Consider the following 23,011-nt stretch of genomic DNA (forward strand, 5'->3'; position numbering starts at 1 on the left):
TCTAGTTGTCAGGGTACGCTCGCGATAGCCATTCCGATAGCTGACACGTCCATCACTTCGCTCATACGGCTCGGCATTCAATTGTTCGCTGGCCTGTCCTCGCAGCACCGCATCAAATACTTTTTCCAGTAATTTCGCCACCCCGTTCTCCCGATTTCCAAGCATAAGGTCTTTAAGAATTTCGTCTTCCAGTGTAAGATGTACTTGAGCCATGATCTCATTCCTTTCAGTTGTTAGTTTCGCAAAACCTATTATACCGAAAGCGAGCTCGTGGCTCTTTTTTATTTCTCAATTTACACCAAGTATACGGACTTTATCGCCAGGGAATGTATATATCAAATAAATGCATCCAAAAACACTGGTTGGAACATATACTTGACTGTCCGGTACCAATGCAGAGCAAAAACGAAGCAATAAGCAAACTTACGGAATTTACTCCTACGGATATTCAAATACTGGAATGTCTAACAGCCGGCATGAGCAATCGGGAAATAGCAGAATCCATAAGCTATTCTGAGAGCACGGTAAAAAATAGAATCTCTAAATTGCTAAACGACCTTGAACTAAAAGACAGAACCCAGCTTGCTCTTTTCGCACTACGCCATCACTTGACATGAAGCGGAACTTTTAAAAAAACTGCAAAGCCACTGGTATCACATTGAAATCTTATGCTGCCTCCCATTTCTCCAACTCGCTTCTCCATCCCTGATAAGCCAAATCCCTTACTATAATCATCTGCACCTTTTCCGTTATCAACAATTATCAGATCATAGTGCTCATTAGCTATTTTCCAGAAATAGTTAATTTGTTTTGCATTTCCATGTTTAATGGCATTTGTCATGGTTTCTCTGCATATCTGCAAAAGATTATGATTATGAGAAGCAGGTATCAATCGCATGTCGCCATTTATATCAAACTGCAAATCAATTCCTGCCTTTATGCCATCATTTTGCAAATCTGTCAGCATTTGTTTTAATTCAGTTGTCTTTTGATTCTCATTTAATTCCAATTCCCCTTCAAGCGAAGAAGTTTTGGTAACAGACTGATAGTTGTTGTGAACATTTTTCCCCATGTTTGCATCTATTTTTTTATTTTCTATAGAAGATTTTTTCCCCTCTCCACTATTTGCTATGCCGTTATCAGAATTGCTGTTTTTATCAGGCGGCAAAGATCGTTGAAGCTGAAATCTCAAACGTTCAACAAGCTGATCAAGCTCATGCCAACGCTCCTGATCAGACTCGGCAAGCTCGATCTGATCAATAGAAGATAATGTCAATATTACTACATGTCCAAGCTGATCATGCAATTCTCTAGCCAGCTGATTTCGTATAGTCATTCTTTTCAAATCAGCAGCCATTTCCGTACGTTTGCTAAGTGAAATATTAGCATTATCCAACTGTTGATTCTGCTCAGAAAGAAGTTCTCTCAATTGTTTTTCACGCTCAAGCTCAGTCAAACGGTATAGACGTCCCTTCAACTTCATTCTATGGGAAAAAACAGGCTGAACCATAATCTCAAAATACTTTATACCTGTTTTTGTTATCAAATACATTTCATGAGAAATATTCTCTTTAGACTGAAGAAGCGCTCTGAAACGGTCAAGCTCCTCCCCCTTATCATCAACAGGTTCTAAAGACAATGGAAAACTGATCAAATCAGTAAAGTTTTTCCCTATAACATCCTTTTTGTCAGCATTACAGATTTTTAAGAATGAAGTATTGCAATCAATTACCATAGCATCATCTCTGGCAATTACCAAAGCACTATCCATTTCATTCATAATATCACGTCTTGCAACAGGCATAATATCAAGAAAGCGAAATTTAACAGCAGCTAAGGCAAAAAAACTAGACGATACAACAGCTAAAGCAGGAATTAAATTGAAATGCAAAAAACCAGGTATGATAAGATAAAAAACACCTGCGCTCACAGGCAATAAAATTCCCAGTAAAAAAAGAAGCAAAATAGCAACGTTCTGGGAATGCTTTTTTATACCAAGCAAAAAGAAAAGCAATCCTATCATGATATGAACGACGATTACACCATTTACAATATAAAACAAAAAGCCTCTTTCCCAATCAAAAAAATCTATTATAGGCACAAATCTTGAATGCCACTGATTGGTTAAAACAACCCACCAACACATAGCCGGACTAATTGCCAAAATAATTAATTCGAAGGAACTAAGATGTTCTGTTTTATGATAAACTTTTCCAAGCCAGGCAATTGAAAAACCCAAACCACAAATTCCTAAATATCGTAATGACAAAACAGCATGTTGCCAGATCAGGTGACTATCGGTATATTCAAGTAAAATAGCACATAACCAGATAGCCAAAAAACCAATAGAAAACCAGTAGGGAAACATCAAAGCACTTTTCCTTGCCCCTATAACTATTGAAGAATGCAAAACAAGCAAATATATCAGAAAAATTATATAAATAAGAACTAATAAACTGTCCGATAAAATCATCATCTGCTGCTCCAATTCACTGAGATAATCTTTTTACTAAAGCCCTGATGTCAGTCAAAGATCTGCGGCATTCTGCTCTCAGATATTCTATTGCAAGCTTACTTGAATTACTGATACCACTTTCATTTTGCAATTTAAAATTTTCAATTTGATCAAAACTCTGCAATAATCGATTTCTAACAGAAATATCAATATAATTGGAAACTTCCTGCCGGGTTGACATTTCAGTATATTTATAAACCAAAGATTCATAGTCAGATAAACTGGAATTTACCTTCTGTAATTCCTCATTCTGCCGATTCAGGATGATCATATATTGCTTAACTGCAGTTCTATCACTTAGCAGCAAAAAAGATCCCAATACTCTGCCATTTTGTTTTTGAACAGGCTTAACAGTCCAAAAATACCAAAATTCCTTGCCATCAACTATCATTTTTATTTCGCCAGAACAATCCTCTTTTTTAGGCAAAAGCAATGATTTTCTAAGCATAATCCAGTTTTCCTGTTGATCAGCAGAAATAACACTTTCAAGTTTGACTATAAGATCAGATCTGTCATGACAATCACCATACAATTCTGACGGAGCATTATGATCAGTCAACCAATTGTTGCGATCGATAAAAAAGTACAAATCAGGACTACTGGCAAAAATACGTTCAATCGAAAGTGACGAAATGTTTATATAACAGTTTTTTATTGCCAAGGACACCAAAGGAACAGAAAAAACAAAAATTATTGCAGGCATCCACAGATATAAAAGGAAAAACAGGTCTAAAGAATTAGACATATACTGTTCCTCAATAATATAAACATAAGGCCAGACAAAAAGCACCAGAGATAATGCAACAGCGCCCCCCATCATCTGCAAAACAAAAGGCATTAACTTATGCATAAAAAAAGCATATAGCAGATTAATAAGTAACGGAATCATAAGAGCTGCATGAACAATACCAAGAATATAATAGATCCTTATCCAAGATAAATCACTGGAAAAAGATTCCAAAAGGCGAATACAAATCCAGCTCAAAAGTCCGGCACCATACCAAAAAAGAGCATAATAAAACGCCGTCCGATTGGATCTAATCGTTAAATAGACCATAAACAATGTACCAGCAACCAACAATATTAAATAGCTGCCAGTCATAATAGTAAAATACATTACAAACACCCTATCAATGAAGAAAACGTATTACATCGTTGTAAAATTATGTCAAAACAATAACTAATAAAGTCTCTAGCCATTATAGCCTTTTAGCTAATACATACACAATAACCAAAAATACCTTATTTTATTGTTATATAGTGTTAAAAATTAGACAAAAGTTTACATTTAATAATCAAAATACCCTATTAACATATTTTAAGCTTTGATATTATAAACAAAGAGGAATCTGCCATTAAAATAAGAGAGGTGTATAAGTATGACAAAATATTGTAAAGGTTGCGGAAAAGAATTGGCTGACACAGCTCAATTTTGTGACGGCTGCGGCACATCCTATACTGAAAACGATCAATCAGCAAATCAGCAAGAGGCTCCAAATCAACAGTATGCACAACCCAATGACCAGTATGGTCAAAATCAGCAGTATGCTCAGCCTAATGATCAGTACGCTCAAAATCAACAATACGGACAACAAGTTCCTCCTAATCAACCTTTTCAGGGAGAAGAAGTATATTCACCTGAAGATATCGCCAAAAACAAGACAATGGCAGGGCTAGCATATCTTATATTCTTTTTACCACTTATTGCTTGTCCAGAATCAAGATATGCTCGTTTCCACGCTAATCAGGCTCTTCTCGTGTTCCTTCTCGGTGTAGCAGCAGGCGTTATCAACATTATCCCTCTGCTCGGATGCGTGATTTCTGTAGTAGCCTATATCTTTTCAGTAGTTCTGTTTATCCTCGGTATGGTAAATGGATTCAGCGGCAAAGCCAAAGAATTACCACTAATAGGAAAGATTAAGATTATCAAATAAAATAAGCGTAAAAAAGAAACTTGTAAAAGTATAAAAATCCCCGGTAAAAATTGCATTGCAGCCTTTTACCGGGGATTATGTTTTAATCAATTGCTTATTCTCAAATACGCCTTCTCGCAACTATTATTTCTTTCTGTTTTGAGGTTTTAGTTTTTTGCGGAGCTGTGCTGCCGGCGAGCGCCCCTTTTCTGGCAATGCATTTATATCACCAACATAAAGGAAAGTATCAGTTGCCATTGAAACAGCTCTGTATAGACAAGAATTATCCTGTTCATACAGTCTACAGCCATCAGATCTGCCGTAAACTGCTGAGAACATTATAATTTTATAAGCTTCCCCTTCGGCAAACTCTCTCATACAACCTACCTTGACTGATGATGCCGAAAGATGACCACAGTCTTTTGCTATTCTGCGCTTTAACTCTTCTGCCTGGGCTTCAAAAGGTGTTACTATGGCTAAAAGGCTTGAAGGATCAGTATCAGGATAAGAAATTTTTATATTTTCATAATTGTTCTTAAGAAGACGTACAATCTCTTCTGCCTCTTTGGGTTGATAAAAATCAAAAGCTTTTCTTTCGGCCTTGCCAGTATCCACCTGCCACAATGACATAGGCAACCACTGCCTGAATCTTTTATCAGAAGAAGCAGAAGCAGCGCCTCTTCTGGCTTTAATTTTATCATTAAAATAGAGCCAGCTTCCATAATTGCTTATTTCTTCATAGCTTGTTACCTGGTCTGAAAGCCATAAACCATCTCTATTCCACATATACCAAAGGCCACGATCAGCAGCCTGTGACAAAAGATCTGAAGCAAAACAATCAACCAACTGATCATGCTTTTTATTATCTGTCTGAGAAGACGTCTGTCCATCAGCAGTCTGATCTTGAACATTGTGTGAATTATCACCGTTCTTGTCAGGAACAACAATTCCACCGCCTATGCCTATACCATTTGCAGCCGAACCGACAAAACCAGGAATTTTACATAATTCTTCCTGAGTACCGTTTCCTGGCAAAGATATTCCTTCAACAACATCTTCTTTTCTTTTCTTTTTAGGTTTTACATATGGCTGATCCAAAGGAATAAAAGGTGTAATTCTTGATGCTGCAGGATCACCTATGGCATAAATCCTTTTCGTCAAAGTAAGACAAGGTACAGTCTCCGCCAACAACCAATCCTGAGAGGTTAAAACGTATAAATCATCAAGCTTAGAGGGGTTCAAACCATTCACCTGACAAAGCACTCCCGGCTCTGCAATCAGGCAGGGAGCTATTAAGCTTAATCTATCCAGATAGCGCCCTGCAGCATGTGGATCAACACGATTGCGCTGATGCATAAGCACAATGGATTCACCTGACAGCCAACGACATTCATAATAATGCACAGCCAACCAGAAAGCTAATAATCTCAAACTATTATCAAGATCAGCATTTATGCGGTCAGGCTGACTGATATTCTTTTCCATAGTCTCAATATCAAGTCCGATTTTGCCAAGTTTCCTGACCATCATCTCTGCTTTATCCTGCTGTCTGACAATCTCTTCCAGAACAGGCTGAATTTGTGCATACTCTCGATCCATCTTTGCCAAACCACGTTCAACATCTTCTATAGACTCAATAGAGGGCATATGTTCCAGCTCATCCTCTTTGCGAAATGCCTCATAAAAAGCCTTCAGCTTGATTTTTCCCAAATCAGAATTCGCACCTATTCTCAATGACAGAGGAACTGATTTAAAATGTTTTCTCCATTCTTCCAAACGATCTACCAGTTTCTGCCGTTTACCAGTAACATCATTTAGCTCATCTTCCGGGAAAAATAAAATATCCTGACTAAGAGAATTGCTGCGCATAAATTCCTGTATTTTTGCGGCAGTTTGCAATAATGACTGACTAGCATAATTAACAGCAACCAGGGTTTCATGCAACCTGTTTTTACATTTATCAAGAGAATTAAGTTTTTCTTTGAAAAAATTACTGCATTGTTCCATGACATTTTCTGTCATTTCTTTTATTTTCTGCGGATTATCTATACCTGCCACACCCATATCAGAGCATATCCCAACTGTCATTTTACCTTGATTATTTAAATTGTTAAAACAACATTTCTCTATCACAGCAGCGGCCATACAGTCCATACCATCTATCCAGTTTTGACCTAACAGCAGTAAAGCTTCCTGTTCAGAATCCTCACTTATACAATCAAACTTAAACTCTTTCATTACCTGGGAAATTTGCCGGCTATCACGAACAATAATAGCTGATTTAGGAGGTTTTTCACCCAAAACAGCGGCATTAACCAGTTTACTGGCAATATGATCGCTGACACAGCTCATCGGTTTTGACCCTAGAGGACTGTTAATTGCCAGAATACCGCCAACAGGAACACTTAACATTTGCTCAACAACTCTTCTTTGTGATTCAAATAAAGGATATGAACAATCCATATGTCCTGAATGAGCATAGGAGGCAGTAACACCGGTAGGGAAACGTCTTGTTTTATCCTCCACCTCAAACTCCGAAAGCATATTATTCAAAAGAAGATTAGAAGTTTGCGACACAAGTAATTCATCATAGCTTCTAGCCAGAGAAGCACTGTGAAAAGTCTTTATATCCGGTATAACATAAGCAACATCATCAAGATCCATATTCTTTATTTTTGAATCGGTAAAAGCTTGACCTGTACACTGCTTATACATATCTATCGCAAGAGATACCCATGTTTTCCAATCCGGTATTTTAGGTAAAACAGCCTTTCTGGCATTAATATAGTCACCATATACAGATATATCTGCTATAGCCGTTTCCTCGTCTACAAAAGGGTGCATTAGCATTTGCTCAAACCATGGCCACTGCCAATTACCTGGTTTTAGAGAACCATCAGGCATCAAGATCGCCGGCAGATAAAAAACACAATACAAATCAGAAAGCATTTCTCCAAGCATCAATCTATCGGAAAATTGTTTTTTCTTTGTCCGAAAACTTTTCTTCTCAGCAATAATATTGCGTGCAGCTATCATTACAGGTAATCCTTCATGATCACCCAAGCCATCAAAAGAAAAACTATTAGGATCCCAGCCAAAATTTATCAGACTCTGATACAGCCCTGCACCAGAAACCGGTTTACCTGAAATAATATCCGGCAATTTACATTCCAGCCACCTACCACCTATTACTGTTAAATCAGGATAATGTCCGGTAAAAAGTCTTTCCCTGAGATGAAAAAGATACTTCTTTACGTCCCCCATAGCATATTACCTGCCTTTCGTCTAACAAATTATATCGACGAAAACAGCTTAAACTTAAGAGCTTTACCATGACATGAAATGACAATGTAACAAATTATATATAATGCTGAAATTCCAATCAATTAAATTGTACATATTACTATTGAAATTTCATTTTTTTATTCAAATCACTAGTAGACTTTATTTTTATTCAAATCCTTAAATTTATTTTTATAAAACTAATCTGCAAGTTCAAAAACAAGAAAATTATGAGTCATATCAAGAAGAACAAAACCACTATCTGCAGCATTATCAGTTAAAGGTTTATCAGCAGCAATAACCACAGCATTGCAGTCAAGAGCAATCATCGACTCTCTAAGTTGTGCAAAATTAATATTTTCACCATTGACCTGCTGATGCAGCTCAGTAATCAAACGTCTGCTATGGCCTGAATTTTGCCTTGTAGCCCTGCCATAAGGCATATAAATTGAAGCGTCATACTGCCTGATATGACTGCTGATAGAATCAGGAACTACTACTTTTACTTGTTCATGACTGCTTTTCCCCAAAATGTTACAAACTGCAACAGCAGAATCAGGAAGTTTAAACCAGTTTGTGTGTGGTCTGAATCCGACTCTTGTATAACTAAAAGAGCCGCTAATTACAATGATTATAATCAGAAGAAATGCGATTACCAAACGATGCAAACTTTTGCCGAAATTAAACTTTGTACAAACATCAGCAGCTACATATGCAAGCACCAGCGGAACCGGCACCAACCAGAACATACGCCAATATACATCTCCTGCAATTTTAGTAATAAAACCCACTACCAAAGGATTAAAAATAACAAAGAGCATTATGAGAGGATAGATAAAGCCAATCATATAAGCATGATCGATTTTAGCATATGTCTTTAATCTTATTTCATCGATATTTCTGGCAATGCCTTCTGCTTTTCTTACTCCATTTATTCTGATACTGTTGACAATAAAAACATAAATCACACAAATATAAAACAGCTCCATCACAAATCCAGAACCCTTATATTTCGTATAAGTCTCAACAGCCTGACCAAATAAAGTATTCAGAATATCAATCATTGCTCTGCCTCACCAAAACCCCATTGCCATACTTCAAAATAAAATATAAATCAATCCGCACAAAATTGCCGGAACACAACATAAAACAGTGGCGACAAGTTTATCTGCTTTTCGCTCAACAAATGTGTATATCAGTGCAATTACACCGAGCATTACCGGAGTAAGAAAAACACCCATTGAAGATACAAGACATGAAGCCAGCACCGAAGCCAGTATTATAAACCAACCGTTCTTTATATCTCCACGCATGTATTTATGGGCAAAAAACAAAATCGCCGGAATCAAAATAGCTGCAAGAACAGCTTTACCCTGCCATATTCTATAAAGAAAAAAAGTTGACTGAGTATAAACTGAAACATAGCCAAATATATTTACCACAGACATAAAAATCAGAAAAATAACCTGCGCCTTTATTTTGCCTGGAAAAAACAAAGCCGCAAACATCGCATAAACCAGGTATCCCAACGGAATAAAAAATATCGGCATAACAGTATGTGCCATTATTGCAGGATGTATTCCCGCAAATTCAGACACAACTGCGTTAAAAATCGGGAAAGGAGACATAACATAACGCATATGATAGCCATCCGTTTCCAAACCGGTATAAGGATCATATTCATATATGGTATTAGTCTCAACAGCCGTTACAGCCTGTGCTACAAAGAATGCATCATCATCATCAATACGGGTAAAATAGGCTAGCATAAAAGTTTGAAACAATATCAATATAACTGCAATTACAGTTAACAGAGGCACCCGTATCACATACTCAGATAAAGACTTTAAAGATAAGATAATTTTTTGGCGGCAAAAAATCAAAGCCAATACCGAGATTAAAACAAAACATATCATTGATATGGCAACAAGAAAAGTTAATGAAGCTTTTGCAAAAAGAAGCGGCATTGTAATTAGATAAAAAAGCGCAAACATAACTATATAACCACTTGACATGTCAAAAGCAAAAAAAGATTGCCTGATATTCAAAATTTTATTATTTACCAGAACGCCTATCAAATATGGCAAAAGAACCAAAGGCATAATGAGCAAAAACAATTTGAAAAATATCATAATAAAAACCTATTCACTCTCATATTCCCAATTATCAACCTGCTCATCCAGAATATTATAATTATCCTTTGACGGCAACATTGTTCTCAAAGTCTGCAATACAATTTTCATATCAAGCACAAAACTATAATTTTTTATATACATCATATCAAACCTTAATTTGTCCTCTGGATCTGAATTATATTTACCATATATCTGAGCAAGTCCGGTCAGACCTGACTTTACCTTCAATCTTTGATTATAGCCTGGTATACTACTCTCAAAATCATTTATTGTGGTAGGGCGATCAGATCTTGGCCCTACAACAGACATATCACCTTTAAGAATATTCAAAAACTGCGGCAATTCATCCATATGGGTATCACGCAAAAACCTACCTACTCTGGTAACTCTGGGATCATCAAGGCTGGACTGGAAAGATCCGAACTTCTCCTCTGCACCATCAATCATAGTTCTGAATTTATAAACATTATAGATTTTGCCGGATTCTGTAATACGTTCCTGTGAGTATAATATTTCACCCGGCGAATTAAGCTTAACAGCCAAGGCAATAATTAACTGCACCGGTGCGGTAAGTATAAGGATAAACAAGGAAAAAAGAATATCGAAAACGCGTTTAAATATCCTTTGCTGGAAGGTAAGTCCAAGACTGTCTATCATAAAAGTAGGCATATCATGGAACTGTACAACACGGAATTTAGTATAAATAAGATCAGAAAATTGCGGCACGACATAAACAGTCTTGTCCATATTGGCACAATAAAGGAATAATTGCGATTTGTCTGCTTCACTGACAGAAGAAGAAATCATTATTTCTGTACTCCGGTCAATAGAGCTGAATATATCATCCATATTTTCTGTAAGTTTATAGCCAACATATTTAATATGCAAGGTTTTAAGCTCATGTTTGACCTTAACAAACATTTTATCTGCATCTTCCTTAGAAGTAGCTACTATCAGCAATCTTCCTCTGGAATAAATACGCTTGCTAATATTCAAGCATAAAACAGACCAGGAAATTGTCAGGATAAGCATTATTCCAGAACCTACGACCATAACCCAGCGCGGGAAGGTAAACCATTGAAAGGCAAAAGCAATAGCAGCCGTTGTAACAATGACAAGGAACACAAAACGAAATGAAGTCATCATCATATCAGTTTTGTTTTTGCGGAAAAAATGTGCCATCCCGAAATAATCAATATAGACCAAAGCAGCCAAAGTCATGAACGGCATGGTAGATAAATAATCAGAAAAGCTCTGCCCGAAAGTAGGTAAATCACGATCATAAACAATAAAAAATGCCACAATAAGTGCCAGATTAACTATACCTAATTCAACAATTATATAAAGTAATTTAAACAGATGAGCACTTACAGAACGTCTTCTGCTCATAACAATATTAGATTTTTGAGACTTTTTACCATAATTTCTGGCTTCCATTAAAGCTCCTTTCAAAAATCAAAAATGATTGCCTGTTGAATCAACCGTTTTTCCCGACCTTTTAAATTTTTTCATTTCAAAAAATCTTGAGAATAAAGCCACCATAAGCTGAACCCTCCATAAAACCACACGCCAAGGCCCACTTGGTCTTAAATCACTAAGATTTGTATCATGCCGGCGGTATTGAGCAAGTATCTCAGGTATAAACTCAACCTCACCGCTTAAATCAGCCAGAAGACCAAGCCAGACATCATGCATTGGCACAAATTTAGGAATAGGCCATGCCATAAACAGCAGATCCCGATGGAAAGCCATATTACATCCCTGCCAGGTATTTTTGCAGAAATTTTTCCAGAAACCTGCACCACAGGAACGATATGAAAAGAAATCCTTACCTATTATGTTACCACTACTATCAATCATTTCTGCATTAACCTGAACAACAAGCAATTCTGGATTGGACTCAAACCGTTCAGTCATCACTCTCATTTTATCAGGAAGCCAGATATCATCCTGATCTGCCAGAAAAATAAGATCGCCATTGCAATATGATAAAGCATAATTGAAATTAGCGATTATTCCCTGTTCCTTGGTAAAAGAAAGCAACACAATTCTCTGATCAGACTGATCCATCTGCTGCAGATATTCCCATGTACCATCTGTAGAACCATTATCTGAAATAATCAGCTCATCATCCTCAGCCATCTGCCCGAGAATACTCTCAAGCTGATGCCTGACATAAGCAATACCATTATAGGTAGTCATTACAACAGATCTCATTTCAATCTAAAACCCCATTTTCTAAAATATCGCCACAGCGACTGCAAATGTAATCTGGTCATAGCACGGCTTTTATATGAAGCCCTCTCCCAAAGGTGGCGAATCGAAACATTCGGGAAGAAAACTATTCTCGCCTTCTGATTAACACGCTTACTTAGATCGGCATCCTCTGCATAGAGGAAAAATCTCTCATCAAATCCACCCAGTTCTTTTAACAAAGCTGTTCTGATCATAAAAAAACAACCAGATGCAAAAGGAACATCAAATGCTTTTGTATAATCCATATCACGCATCTCATGCCAGGCCTGCCTTTTGGCAAAAAGATTCCCCGGTACAAATCTTAGAAACAAATCCCAAACAGTAAGCTCACGCCTGCAAAGATACTGAACCTGATCTTTATCATCTATTATTGATGGTACAACCATACCAATATCTGAATTTTTGTCAAGATACCCAGCCAGAACAGAAATTGTATCGGTAGAAAGCAAAGCCGCATCTGGATTCATAATAATATGATAATCTGAATCCAGCTCCTGCAAAAGCAGATTATGCGCACTGCCAAAACCTACATTACCATTTTCCGAACGTCGAACCTTGATTTTATTCAAATAAGGCATCAGTTTCTGCAAAGTATCATCTGTAGAGTCATTATCAATTATATGACATTCCAAAGAAAGATCATCCGGCCAGTTATCCACAATAGAACGTAAGGTTTTGCCGATTGTTTTTTCATTATTATAAGTAACTATCGCAAGCGATACTTTAGTCATATTAATCTCCTGAAACTCTAAATGGCATCAACTCAAGATCAAGATGCGGATTATAATAAGGATCACCGGCCGCAAGCTGTTCCTGCCATTTTTGCTTAAAATGTTCTATCTCAGAAGCAAAACGTTTTTGTTTTTCCGGAGTATCTTCAAAACCTCTTGATAATGATTCATGATGATAAAGCTCTACTTTAGGATTAAGCACAATCAACTTACCTAAAGATCTTACTTTCATACATAAATCTATATCATTAAAAGCAACAGCTAAAGTTTCATCAAATCCGCCGATCTCTTCAAAGACGGTTCTCTTTATCATCATACAGGCAGCAGTAACTGCTGTGACATTCTGAGCGACTATAGCCCTATTCATATAACCACTGTACTCACCGGGAAGCTGGCAGAAAGAATGTGCAGCTATACCCTGGAATCCAAGCACCACGCCTGCATGCTGTATAGAGCCGTTTGTATAATATAGTTTTGCACCTACACAGCCCACATCATCTCTTTGAGCATATTGCAAAAACTGTTCAATCCAATCAGCTGCTATAACTTCTGTATCATTATTCAGAAAAAGCAACTGTTCCCCACTGGCTGCTTTGACTGCAAAATTATTTATAGCAGAATAATTAAATTCTCTTTCCCATTTAATCACCTTGATGCGACTATCTTTTTCTATCTGCCTGTAATAAGCAAAAATTTCTTCCGAGCTGCTGTTATTCTCAACAATTATTATCTCATAATTATCATAAGAAGACTTTCCTGTAATAGATTCGAGACATTTTTGTAAATCTGTTTTATGCTCATAATTTGGAATAATTATTGAAACTTTAGGCATTACAGTAAGTTTATAATCAACACTGTAAATTCCAATTTTATCATCAAAACTCACTGTTCCAGATAAACCAGATCTATCCAGATGATCTTTAATAGCTTTAGCGCCTGCCTTAAGTGTATATGTTTTACTGGCAGGATTCTCAGCTGTAGAAGCAGCATGACTTCGCCAATGATAAAGAATCATAGGGATATGAACTATATTTCTTGCAACTTCTGAAACCCTCAAAATAAGATCATGATCCTGACTACCATCATAACCATTTCTAAAACCACCCAAATTATCAATAATACTTTTACGAGCAACAAATAAATGCGTAATATAATTATAAGATCTTAAAAGATCAGGACTCCAGTCAGGTTTAAAATGCGGTTGAAATCTACTGCTGCCATCACTTGCAATTTTATCCTCATCAGAATAAATCATATCAACATTATCAGCAGAATTAATAGCTTTCACAACTTCATACAAAGCCCAGGGGGTAAGCAGGTCATCATGATCAAGCAAGCCTACAAAATCACCTTTTGCCAGCTCTAAAGCAGCATTGGTATTGCCGACTATACCAAGATTATCTTCCATATAAACACAAGAAATACGGTTGTCCTTCTCAGCATATTCAGCCAATATATTTTTCACATGCGCAAGTGCAGATTTGCCATCGGCAAGACAAAGCTGCCAGTTTGTATATGTCTGTTTAATAACTGAGTCAATCATTTCTCTTAACATTGTTTCATCTGTATTATAAACAGGCACCAGAATACTAATCAGCGGTTTATAAGCAAAGCTTTCAGCCTGATTTGTCTGCTGATTTAAAACCTCAGCAGAAGGCTCACAGTTTTTGATATATTGCTGATAGGCGGCCTCATCATTTTCAAAAACAGCTTTACCATCACCAAAACTATTAAATGCATTAACAAAATGCTGTTTGGCTTCTGATTTTTTACCTGTAAGCACAAGCTTAACCATATGTCTTAGCAAACCTATTTTACTAAACCCGGTTTGTTTATGAATAAGATCAATACCCACCCTAACCGCGGTAAAAAGACCTAATCTGACAAAAAGAAAACTGTTCAAGAAAAGAAAATTATTGTCCTGTTCACCAGGATCTATACGCAACAGGTTAACATCACTCTTAAATAAAACAAAACGTTCCTTTAATGATCTGTTAGTATCTATATATCCCAATCTTATGCTGTTCAGTTCACTAATACCATTGCCATAGTCGGGGAAAAGTTTGACCATCATCCTGCTGTCAGCCTGACCCTCCCACCTTAGCAGATAAAGACCTTTTCTAAATTTCCTGCCTGCTTGAAGCTGAGGATCTTCACCAGTGATTTCAAAAACACCCTCAGTTTTTTTATTAATAGAATCATTCATGATCTGAAGATCCAATTGTTCAAGATTGCTCAAAGGCTTGCGCAATTCACGCAGCAAATGCCGCAATTTTCGCAAAGGATTGGTTAGTCGGTTACCGTAGGAATGACGAAGTAAGTTTAGTTCATTTTGTTTCCTCAACGAAGTTTCCAGCATATGATCAATTGATTTTTGCAATCTATTCATCGAATAGGAACCATCACGATCAAAATCGGAATAATATGTTAGACTGGATTTGTTGTATGTATTATATTCTGATATAAGCTCAGAAGCTCTACTTATAATTTCATTGTATGAAAGCAGTCTAATATCGGCACGAATAATTATTCTATCAGTTTTTATTATTTGCCCGAAATCAAATATTATCTGCGGATCATGATTCAAAATCAAAACAGATACAGGAAGGTTGAGGGCTTTTCTATGTAAACCGTTTGTCTCAAAATGATCTGATTGGTAACAAAGCTCACCTTTGAAAAAGCAACTTATTTCAACGTTTTCCATTGAAAGAGCATAATTCTCGCAGGGATCCCAGCGCAGATATTTAAGATCACTAGCCTGCGGTAAATCATAGACAAATTTATTTTTAAAATCAGGTCTAATATCCTTTTTTATGCTTTGCTCTTCAGAAAAATAGCCTTCCGTATCATAGTACAAGGTACTAAGCACAACTGCAGGGCTATTATTTTGCCAGTCTGCATAACTATTTGTTTTGATTAGATAATTATCATGATAATCAAGATTATCATGCACATAAGAAGAAAACTCATTCTCCCATTGCTTGAAGACAGAAATATTATCAGAAATTTCAAACAAGTCAAACAACTCTTCAAGTGATATCAATTGATGTAATTTAAGATGGTATTTATTATGAAGTACAACCAGTGCCCGATATATAATAAAATCCTGGGGCAAGGGTGCTTTTATAAGCCATTCAAAATCTATGTGATATATTCCATCCTCATTAACAATCAGATTCTCCGGAATAAAATCTATCATACCTTTTGTAAGACATTTATATTCACAAGATAATCCAGAGGGTAAAGTTGTAAAAATATCCGCAAATTCTGAATTGTCATAGGGATTGCAAGTAATACTTTCAAGCTGACGCAAAAGATCAACATATTCTGTAAAAACTTTAAGAAAATTTTTCCTGTCGCCCTCATAAATAAATTCCGCCAGCATATCTTCCATAGTTTTGCCATCAACAAAAGCAGAATCAAAAAACTTCTGATCATAAGATGATTCAGGCAACTTAAACAATGACTGATCTTCTTTTAACAAGACATAATTCCTGTAGATATCAGCAATATGTTTATCGGCGCAATTACTATAGGCAGACTTCCTGACAAATAATTCCCCACTATCCCTACGGTTAATCGTCGTTATAATCTGAAATTTCTCTTTACGCTGCACTGTATTTTTGACAAACAAACATTCCATTATTATCTGCTCCACTTATATCTTATTATTAATATCAATCTGTTTATTTCAAAATCAAAATTCAACAATTACCAAAAAGGAATTTGCAAAATGCTTCAGATCCATCTGATCAGCGATTGTTTTGAAAACAGTAGTCTGATTAAAAGTTGAATAATTGTATGCTCCATAATTTTGCTCAGCAGTTACTGCATTTTTATATAGCCCGGTTTCATCTGCAGCTACAATACTTCTGGCAAATTTATAATCAGGAAAAGGAAGATATGTCTTGATTCTAGTGGAACCGGCAACATCAAGCAGCTGCATAAGCTCCTGATAAGAAAAAGTCCTGATCCCCTGATCATCAGGATAATTATCCAGTCCCACAAAAGGTTTACTATAATGATCTTCATCTGCCCCTGCAAAATACTTTAATCCTAAACGGTTTTCTATTGCCAGTATCAGTTTGCCACCTGGTTTAATCAAAGTTTTGACCTTGTTCAGAAAAGCCAGATAAGGATTGTCTGCTTTGGTATAACGTCCACAATATTCCAATACGCCAATCAAAGTTACAATATCGAACTGATGGTCAAACGGGACATCATTAAGATTGGCAACAATAATATCCAGGTTTTTAAAACAATTATTGCGCAGAGAATTTATTTTGCTTCTGATCAGAGAAAGCTCAACACAGGTAACATGATCTGCTTTGGGACATAAAGCCTTTGTAATCGCACCCATGCCTGAACCGATTTCCAAAACATCTGCATCGTTTATTTCAGTAATCCAATTGATCAAAGCCTGGCGCTCGGGAGAAAAATGATAATAAACAGGCCAACGGTCATCACTAAGCAGCAAATCTCTTTCAGAAATTCCTTCTTCCAGAGACTGCAGGATTTCTGTTTCTATTGACCCGTCAGAATAAACATTACTATCATCGTACCAGTTCAGATTTAAACTATCATACATAATAAGCATCCTTAATCAGTATCTTTAATTCAATGTCGTTTCACAGAGATCTGCGAAGCGGGATCAAAATAACCTACCATATGTTTCTCATTTATTATCTGGATAGGGGTTACATCATATAATCTGTGATAAACAACAAAGTCTTCCAGCAAATAACCTGTACAGCCAAGACTTAGAAGATAACCATCAGACGGTAAAGGTAAAGATTGATGAAAAGAAACTTCTAGAATTTCTCCTTGCTTAACAATACCCGTATCCACACTATTATACATAGTATTTGTGCCTGTGACTTCAACACCTTTTATAGTCTTTAAAGAAAATGCAAAAATAGGATCTTTAACTGTACTATTTGCCTTAATCTTTATCATAATTTTAAAAGGCTGAGCAGCATCAATTATATTAGATATATGACCAAAAGAATCAACAACCGCAAAATCTATAATCTCAAGCTCATGACTACCATATTCAATCTGATCTTTATTTAGCTGTAGTTTTTGTTTCCACAAATTTTCTTCATTATCACTCGTATGATCCTCTTCTTTATAAAGATCAACCAGTTTCTCCACCTCAACAGGTTTGCCCTTAGGAGCAGCCAGAATTTTCTTAAACAAATCGACCATTGGTGCCGATTCGCCTTCGGCAACCTTATGCCCATCATTCATAACAAGACATCTATCACAATACTGCATAATATTACTAAGAGAATGAGTAACAAAAAGTATTGTTTTACCGCTATCTTTTAACTCCTGGAATTTCTTAAAACATTTAGTCTGAAATAAAATATCACCAACAGAAAGAGCCTCGTCAATAATCAAAATTTCCGGTTCCACATTAATTGCCACAGAAAAGGCAAGACGCATAAACATACCACTTGAATAAGACTTAACAGGTTGGTGAATAAAATCGCCAATATCTGCAAACTCAAGTATGCTATCCAGTTTTTTGTCCATTTCCTCACGACTATAACCCATAATCGTGCCATTCAGGTATACATTTTCCAGACCCGTATATTCAGGATTAAATCCTGCTCCAAGCTCCAGCAAAGCAGATATACGACCATTAATCTCAACATTACCACTTGTAGGCGTAAGAACTCCTGTAATAATTTTCAATAAAGTGGATTTACCGGCACCGTTTTTACCAATAATACCTATCGTCTCACCTGGGAACACTTCAAAGCTAACATTTTCCAGAGCAAAAAAATCTTTATGCAGCTTGCGCCTGGTCAGTTTCAGGGTTTCCTTCAAACGATCGACCGGATTTTCATATAAATTATATATTTTTGTCAATTGATTGACCTTGATACTCGGTTGCATAAACACTCCTTATAACACATCAGAAAAATGAGGTCTAAGTTTATGGAATATAAATGACCCCAGCACGAACGACACAGCAGCAAAAGCCAGAAAATACAGACTCCACCAAGGTTTTTCCCAAAACCAGACCTGTCCGGTAAAGGCATCTCTGTATCCCTGAACAATATAGAACATCGGGTTAAGCTTAAATATTTTTTCCAGACTAGGAGGCAAAATCTCTGTCGACCACAATATCGGCGTCAGCCAGATCATCACCTGCAAAACAACATTAATCAACTGTGAGATGTCTCTGAAAAAAGCAGCCAGTGCCGAAAACAGCCAGTTAAGACCAAGCAGCATAACAATCATGCAAGGTAGGTAATAAAAGAGCTGTAATGTGTAAATTGTCGGTGTATAGCCAAAAAACAAAGCTACAATCACAATCAGAAAAATAAATACAGCATGAACAATCAGCGAAGACATGGTTTTAACTATAGGCAAAATGGAAGTTCTAAACACTACCTTTTTAACCAGATAGTTATATTCAATCAAACTGTTAGAACCATTTGTCAAAGCGTCAGCAAAAAAATTCCATGGTACCAGACCGCAAATCAGCCAAAGAGCAAAAGGAACACCTGTTCCGGTAGGACCTGAACGAAAACCAACACTAAAAACAAAAATAAGAACAGCGATCTGAACAGTAGGCTGAACAAAAGCCCAGACTATACCTAAAGCAGACGAGGCATATTTAACCTTAAAATCATTTTTTACCATTGTCATTATCATTTTTCTGGATCTAATTATGTCTTTGAGAAAATCCAGAAATATATTAAGTTTATGCATCATTAAAATTTTTCCTCTTTTCTTGTTTGCAGTCTAATTATTGCTATCAATTTTCTAAAATAGTCAAAAGATCTCATTTTGCAGGATAACTTTACCGCTCTGAAAAAAAGATAAAAATGCGGAATAATTACACCCAGCTTGTTTTTACGGCAAAAAATAAGAAAATCACGAACAAAAAGATTATAACGTTCTTTGTAAAGATCTGCCAGTTCCTTGGTATTTTTACCATTATTCAAACTGTTATCAAAAAAAGTTTGTTTTAATATTGCCGGATATATATATGCATACCTATTATAAACATCAAACTGTTTGATAAAAAAATCATGATCGATACAATCAAGGAAAAGATCCTCATTATACGTCTTATCAGACTGCTGCATAATCTTACTGCTGATTACAGTTCCGCTATTTATCGCCGACATTGACTTGCTTAATCTAAGCGACCGAAACGAAGAGTTCAACCTGAAAAACAAAGAACCTCTGCGTCTGCAAGGAGAAATAAGTTTTTTGCCAGCATAAACATAGGGAACCATTATATCTATTTCCTGACCGGAACATGCAGTATCAATAATCTGATCAAAGATGCCGGCAGGCAAAACAGTGTCATCATCAAGCAGCAAAAGATAGTCAGATATTGAAGCATAATAAGAAACCGCAAAATTATATGCAGGAGCTAATCCTCTGTTAATTCCGAATGAATGATAGTCAAAGTTTCTTAAATCACAATATTCTCGATTCGCTTCAATAATCGAATCGATTTCACTGTTATCAATAATTAAAACCTTGCTATGAACATAATCAGGCAGAGTCAGAATAGATTCTGACTCTGCACATAAACGATTATAAATTACTATCACAACTCCAATATACGGCCCGGCTTTATCCATCAGCAATACTTATCAGGTAAGTTCCCTGATATACCTTTCAAGTGCATCTTCCCAGGTTGGCAGACGTTTAAATCCATTATGGTCAAGTTTTGCTTTTGACAATCTAGAATTATGCGGTCTTACAGCTCTGGTTGGATATTCCTCCGAACCCACGGGCACAACCTTAGCCTTTAGCCCTGCCTTTGCCATAATTGCCACAGCAAAATCATACCAAGAACAAAAACCCTCATTAGTAGCATGGTAAATACCATATTTAGCTGTTTTTATCATGCTGCAGATCAAAACAGCCAGATCATCAGTATAAGTAGGCGAGCCAAACTGGTCAGCTACAACTCTTAGTTCATCTTTTTCCTTACCCAGCCTTAGCATTGTCTTGACAAAATTATGTCCGTTAATACCAAAAACCCAGGCAGTTCTTAGAATAAAGTACTTATCGAGCAACTCTGTGACCTTATCCTCACCAAGTGATTTTGTAAGACCATAATAACCTTTGGGATCCTTAACATTATCTGTCTCAAAAGGCTGCTCCCCTTCGCCGTCAAAAACATAGTCTGTGCTGATATACATCATCGCAGCATTTATTTTTTTACAAGCTAAAGCTATATTCTCTGCCCCGTCAACATTTACTTTAAAGCAGGTATCCTGATCATCCTCTGCCTTATCTACAGCAGTATAAGCTGCGCAATGCACAACCGTATCAGGACTGTAGTTTTCTATATAGTCAGATACAGCCTGCTTATCAGTAAGATCAAAATCATCAATATCTACACCGCAGCAATCTATATTCTGAAGCTTCAGATGTTTTACAACATCATAGCCTAATTGTCCTTTATAGCCAGTTACAAGTACTTTCATAAAAACAACAGCCCTAAGAGCAGGACTGTAAATCCTCCTTTAGCGATTAGCATACATTTTTTCATAATATTCCTGATAATCACCGCTCAGTATATCTTCCCACCAGCCACGATTATCAAGATACCATTTAATTGTCTTCTTAATACCTTCATCAAAATATGTCTTAGGCTTCCAGCCCAGTTCAGTAGTAATTTTAGTTGGGTCAATCGCATAGCGGCGGTCATGTCCCAAACGATCTGTTACATATGTAATCAAAGATTCCGGTTTATTAAGCTCACTTAATATGGTTTTGACAACCTCAAGATTAGTACGCTCATTATGTCCGCCTATATTATAAACCTCACCAACTTTGCCATTTCTGATAATCAGATCAATAGCAGAACAGTGATCCTCAACATAAAGCCAGTCACGAACATTATCGCCCTTACCGTAGACAGGCAAAGACTGATCAGCCAAAGCTCTGGAAATCATCAGAGGAATAAGCTTCTCCGGGAAATGATAAGGTCCATAATTATTTGAGCATCTTGATATGGTTACAGGCAATCCAAAAGTACGATAATAAGCCAGAACCAGAAGATCTGCTGACGCTTTGGAAGCAGAATACGGTGACGATGTATGAATAGGCGTATCTTCTGTAAAAAACAGATCAGGCCTGTCCAATGGCAGATCCCCATAAACTTCATCAGTAGATACCTGATGATAACGACTGACTTTATATTTTCTACATGCCTCCATTAATACCTGAGTTCCCATAATATTTGTTTGCAAAAACAACTCCGGGTTCTCAATTGATCTGTCAACATGCGATTCAGCGGCAAAATTAACAACAATATCAAAATTCTCTTCGGCAAAAAGCTGATCTATAGCTTCTCTATCTGCAATATCCGCCTTTACAAAACGGAAATTAGGATTCTGCATAGCCTGATCAAGAGTTTTAAGATTACCTGCATATGTCAGAGCATCAACACAGACAATTCTATCGGCAGGACTGTTCTCCAGCTCATAATAAACAAAATTTGCACCTATAAAGCCGGCTCCACCTGTAACCAGTATATTCATCAACTTAAACCTCCACAAATGTTAATCAGTAATTCATACAATAATATATCACTTAATATGTAAAGTTACAGTCACAATCCTTTAGTAACGGAGCTTTAAGGTCTTTATCCGAAAGCACCGGCTTGATATCTCCCCAATCAATACCAATATCAGGATCATCAAATCTTATGCTGCGGTCACATTCAGGAGCATAATACTGATCAACCTTATACTGTACTTCAACATTGTCGGTTAAAGTAAAAAAAGCATGAGCAAAACCCTTGGGAACATATAACTGCCTATGATTATCACTGCTAAGTTCAACAGCAACCCATTTGCCAAAACCAGGAGAACCTTTCCTGATATCAACAGCAACATCCAAAATAGATCCTTTTGTACATCTAACCAGCTTGGTCTGTGCTTTCGGATCATTTTGAAAATGTAAGCCTCTAAGAGTACCCTTAGCAGCAGAGAATGAATGATTATCCTGCACAAAAACAGTATCTATACCCTCTTTTTCAAGTTTCAGGTATGAGTAGGTTTCTGTAAACCAGCCACGATGGTCTCCAAAAACCTGTGGCTCAATTATGTATACATCTTTTAATTCCGTTTCAATAACTTTCATCATGTACTCCCTGAATGTATTTTATGAATATAAATAACAACGACAAAT

Annotated in this window: 19 protein-coding genes; 2 read left to right on the plus strand and 17 right to left on the minus strand. The window is 36.6% G+C overall.

The genetic code is table 11. The features are described from left to right. Positions 1 to 213 (minus strand): transposase (locus tag AC0KSB_RS12970; protein ID WP_472306700.1); only part of this gene is annotated, 213 nt, incomplete at its 3' end. A gap of 179 nt (positions 214 to 392) precedes the next feature. On the opposite strand from AC0KSB_RS12970, the gene AC0KSB_RS12975 reads away from it, so the two are divergent. Continuing rightward, on the plus strand, positions 393 to 617 hold the full coding sequence (locus tag AC0KSB_RS12975) for a response regulator transcription factor (RefSeq protein ID WP_472309960.1): 225 nt from the start codon (positions 393 to 395) through the stop codon (positions 615 to 617). Here AC0KSB_RS12975 and AC0KSB_RS12980 read toward each other — a convergent pair. Beyond that, positions 605 to 2,476 (minus strand): sensor histidine kinase, encoded by a 1,872-nt coding sequence (locus AC0KSB_RS12980; protein ID WP_472309962.1) that lies wholly within the window; start codon positions 2,474 to 2,476, stop codon positions 605 to 607. The genes AC0KSB_RS12975 and AC0KSB_RS12980 overlap by 13 nt on opposite strands. Positions 2,477 to 2,489: 13 nt before the next feature. Next, on the minus strand, positions 2,490 to 3,632 hold the full coding sequence (locus AC0KSB_RS12985) for a hypothetical protein (protein ID WP_472309964.1): 1,143 nt from the start codon (positions 3,630 to 3,632) through the stop codon (positions 2,490 to 2,492). A gap of 262 nt (positions 3,633 to 3,894) precedes the next feature. Here AC0KSB_RS12985 and AC0KSB_RS12990 point away from each other — a divergent pair, with 262 nt between their 5' ends. Continuing rightward, positions 3,895 to 4,449 carry a magnetosome magnetite crystal formation protein family gene (locus AC0KSB_RS12990; protein WP_472309966.1) on the plus strand — a complete coding sequence of 185 codons (555 nt, stop codon included), beginning with the start codon at positions 3,895 to 3,897 and terminating at the stop codon, positions 4,447 to 4,449. Positions 4,450 to 4,572: 123 nt separating this feature from the next. On the opposite strand, the gene AC0KSB_RS12995 is transcribed toward AC0KSB_RS12990, so the two are convergent. The 14 genes from AC0KSB_RS12995 to rfbC all read right to left on the minus strand — a co-directional run bounded on the left by AC0KSB_RS12995 (position 4,573) and on the right by rfbC (position 22,963). Continuing rightward, positions 4,573 to 7,692 (minus strand): AAA domain-containing protein, encoded by a 3,120-nt coding sequence (locus AC0KSB_RS12995; protein ID WP_472309968.1) that lies wholly within the window; start codon positions 7,690 to 7,692, stop codon positions 4,573 to 4,575. 218 nt (positions 7,693 to 7,910) lie between these two features. Then, complete coding sequence (locus AC0KSB_RS13000) at positions 7,911 to 8,774, minus strand: P-loop NTPase family protein (RefSeq protein ID WP_472309970.1); 864 nt, start codon at positions 8,772 to 8,774, stop codon at positions 7,911 to 7,913. A 33-nt stretch (positions 8,775 to 8,807) separates the two neighbouring features. Then, complete coding sequence (locus tag AC0KSB_RS13005) at positions 8,808 to 9,842, minus strand: DUF6077 domain-containing protein (RefSeq protein WP_472309972.1); 1,035 nt, start codon at positions 9,840 to 9,842, stop codon at positions 8,808 to 8,810. A 9-nt stretch (positions 9,843 to 9,851) separates the two neighbouring features. Further along, positions 9,852 to 11,282: a sugar transferase gene (locus AC0KSB_RS13010; RefSeq protein WP_472309974.1), complete on the minus strand. Its 1,431-nt coding sequence runs from the start codon at positions 11,280 to 11,282 to the stop codon at positions 9,852 to 9,854. Positions 11,283 to 11,300: 18 nt separating this feature from the next. Further along, a complete protein-coding gene (locus tag AC0KSB_RS13015) occupies positions 11,301 to 12,062 on the minus strand; it encodes a glycosyltransferase family 2 protein (RefSeq protein WP_472309976.1) in 762 nt (253 codons plus the stop codon). Then, positions 12,059 to 12,832: a glycosyltransferase gene (locus AC0KSB_RS13020; RefSeq protein WP_472309977.1), complete on the minus strand. Its 774-nt coding sequence runs from the start codon at positions 12,830 to 12,832 to the stop codon at positions 12,059 to 12,061. Before AC0KSB_RS13020 ends, AC0KSB_RS13015 begins: the two co-directional genes overlap by 4 nt. A gap of 1 nt (position 12,833) precedes the next feature. Next, a complete protein-coding gene (locus AC0KSB_RS13025; RefSeq protein ID WP_472309979.1) occupies positions 12,834 to 16,475 on the minus strand; it encodes a glycosyltransferase family 2 protein in 3,642 nt (1,213 codons plus the stop codon). Positions 16,476 to 16,529: 54 nt separating this feature from the next. Further along, positions 16,530 to 17,420: a class I SAM-dependent methyltransferase gene (locus AC0KSB_RS13030; protein ID WP_472309980.1), complete on the minus strand. Its 891-nt coding sequence runs from the start codon at positions 17,418 to 17,420 to the stop codon at positions 16,530 to 16,532. 29 nt (positions 17,421 to 17,449) lie between these two features. Continuing rightward, the gene (locus AC0KSB_RS13035; protein WP_472309982.1) at positions 17,450 to 18,736 is read right to left on the minus strand and encodes an ABC transporter ATP-binding protein; all 1,287 of its coding nucleotides are present in this window, start codon (positions 18,734 to 18,736) and stop codon (positions 17,450 to 17,452) included. A 9-nt stretch (positions 18,737 to 18,745) separates the two neighbouring features. After that, positions 18,746 to 19,561, minus strand: a complete 816-nt coding sequence (locus AC0KSB_RS13040) for an ABC transporter permease (RefSeq protein WP_472309984.1) — start codon at positions 19,559 to 19,561, stop codon at positions 18,746 to 18,748. After that, on the minus strand, positions 19,561 to 20,445 hold the full coding sequence (locus tag AC0KSB_RS13045) for a glycosyltransferase (protein WP_472309986.1): 885 nt from the start codon (positions 20,443 to 20,445) through the stop codon (positions 19,561 to 19,563). Before AC0KSB_RS13045 ends, AC0KSB_RS13040 begins: the two co-directional genes overlap by 1 nt. Before the next feature lie 12 nt (positions 20,446 to 20,457). After that, a complete protein-coding gene (gene rfbD, locus AC0KSB_RS13050; protein WP_472309988.1) occupies positions 20,458 to 21,300 on the minus strand; it encodes a dTDP-4-dehydrorhamnose reductase in 843 nt (280 codons plus the stop codon). 39 nt (positions 21,301 to 21,339) lie between these two features. Then, positions 21,340 to 22,359, minus strand: a complete 1,020-nt coding sequence (rfbB, locus tag AC0KSB_RS13055) for a dTDP-glucose 4,6-dehydratase (protein WP_472309990.1) — start codon at positions 22,357 to 22,359, stop codon at positions 21,340 to 21,342. Positions 22,360 to 22,411: 52 nt separating this feature from the next. Continuing rightward, entirely contained in the window at positions 22,412 to 22,963 is a 552-nt protein-coding gene (gene rfbC, locus AC0KSB_RS13060) for a dTDP-4-dehydrorhamnose 3,5-epimerase (protein WP_472309992.1), read from the minus strand. Positions 22,964 to 23,011: the final 48 nt, after the last annotated feature.

This window comes from Ercella succinigenes, from assembly GCF_900002895.1.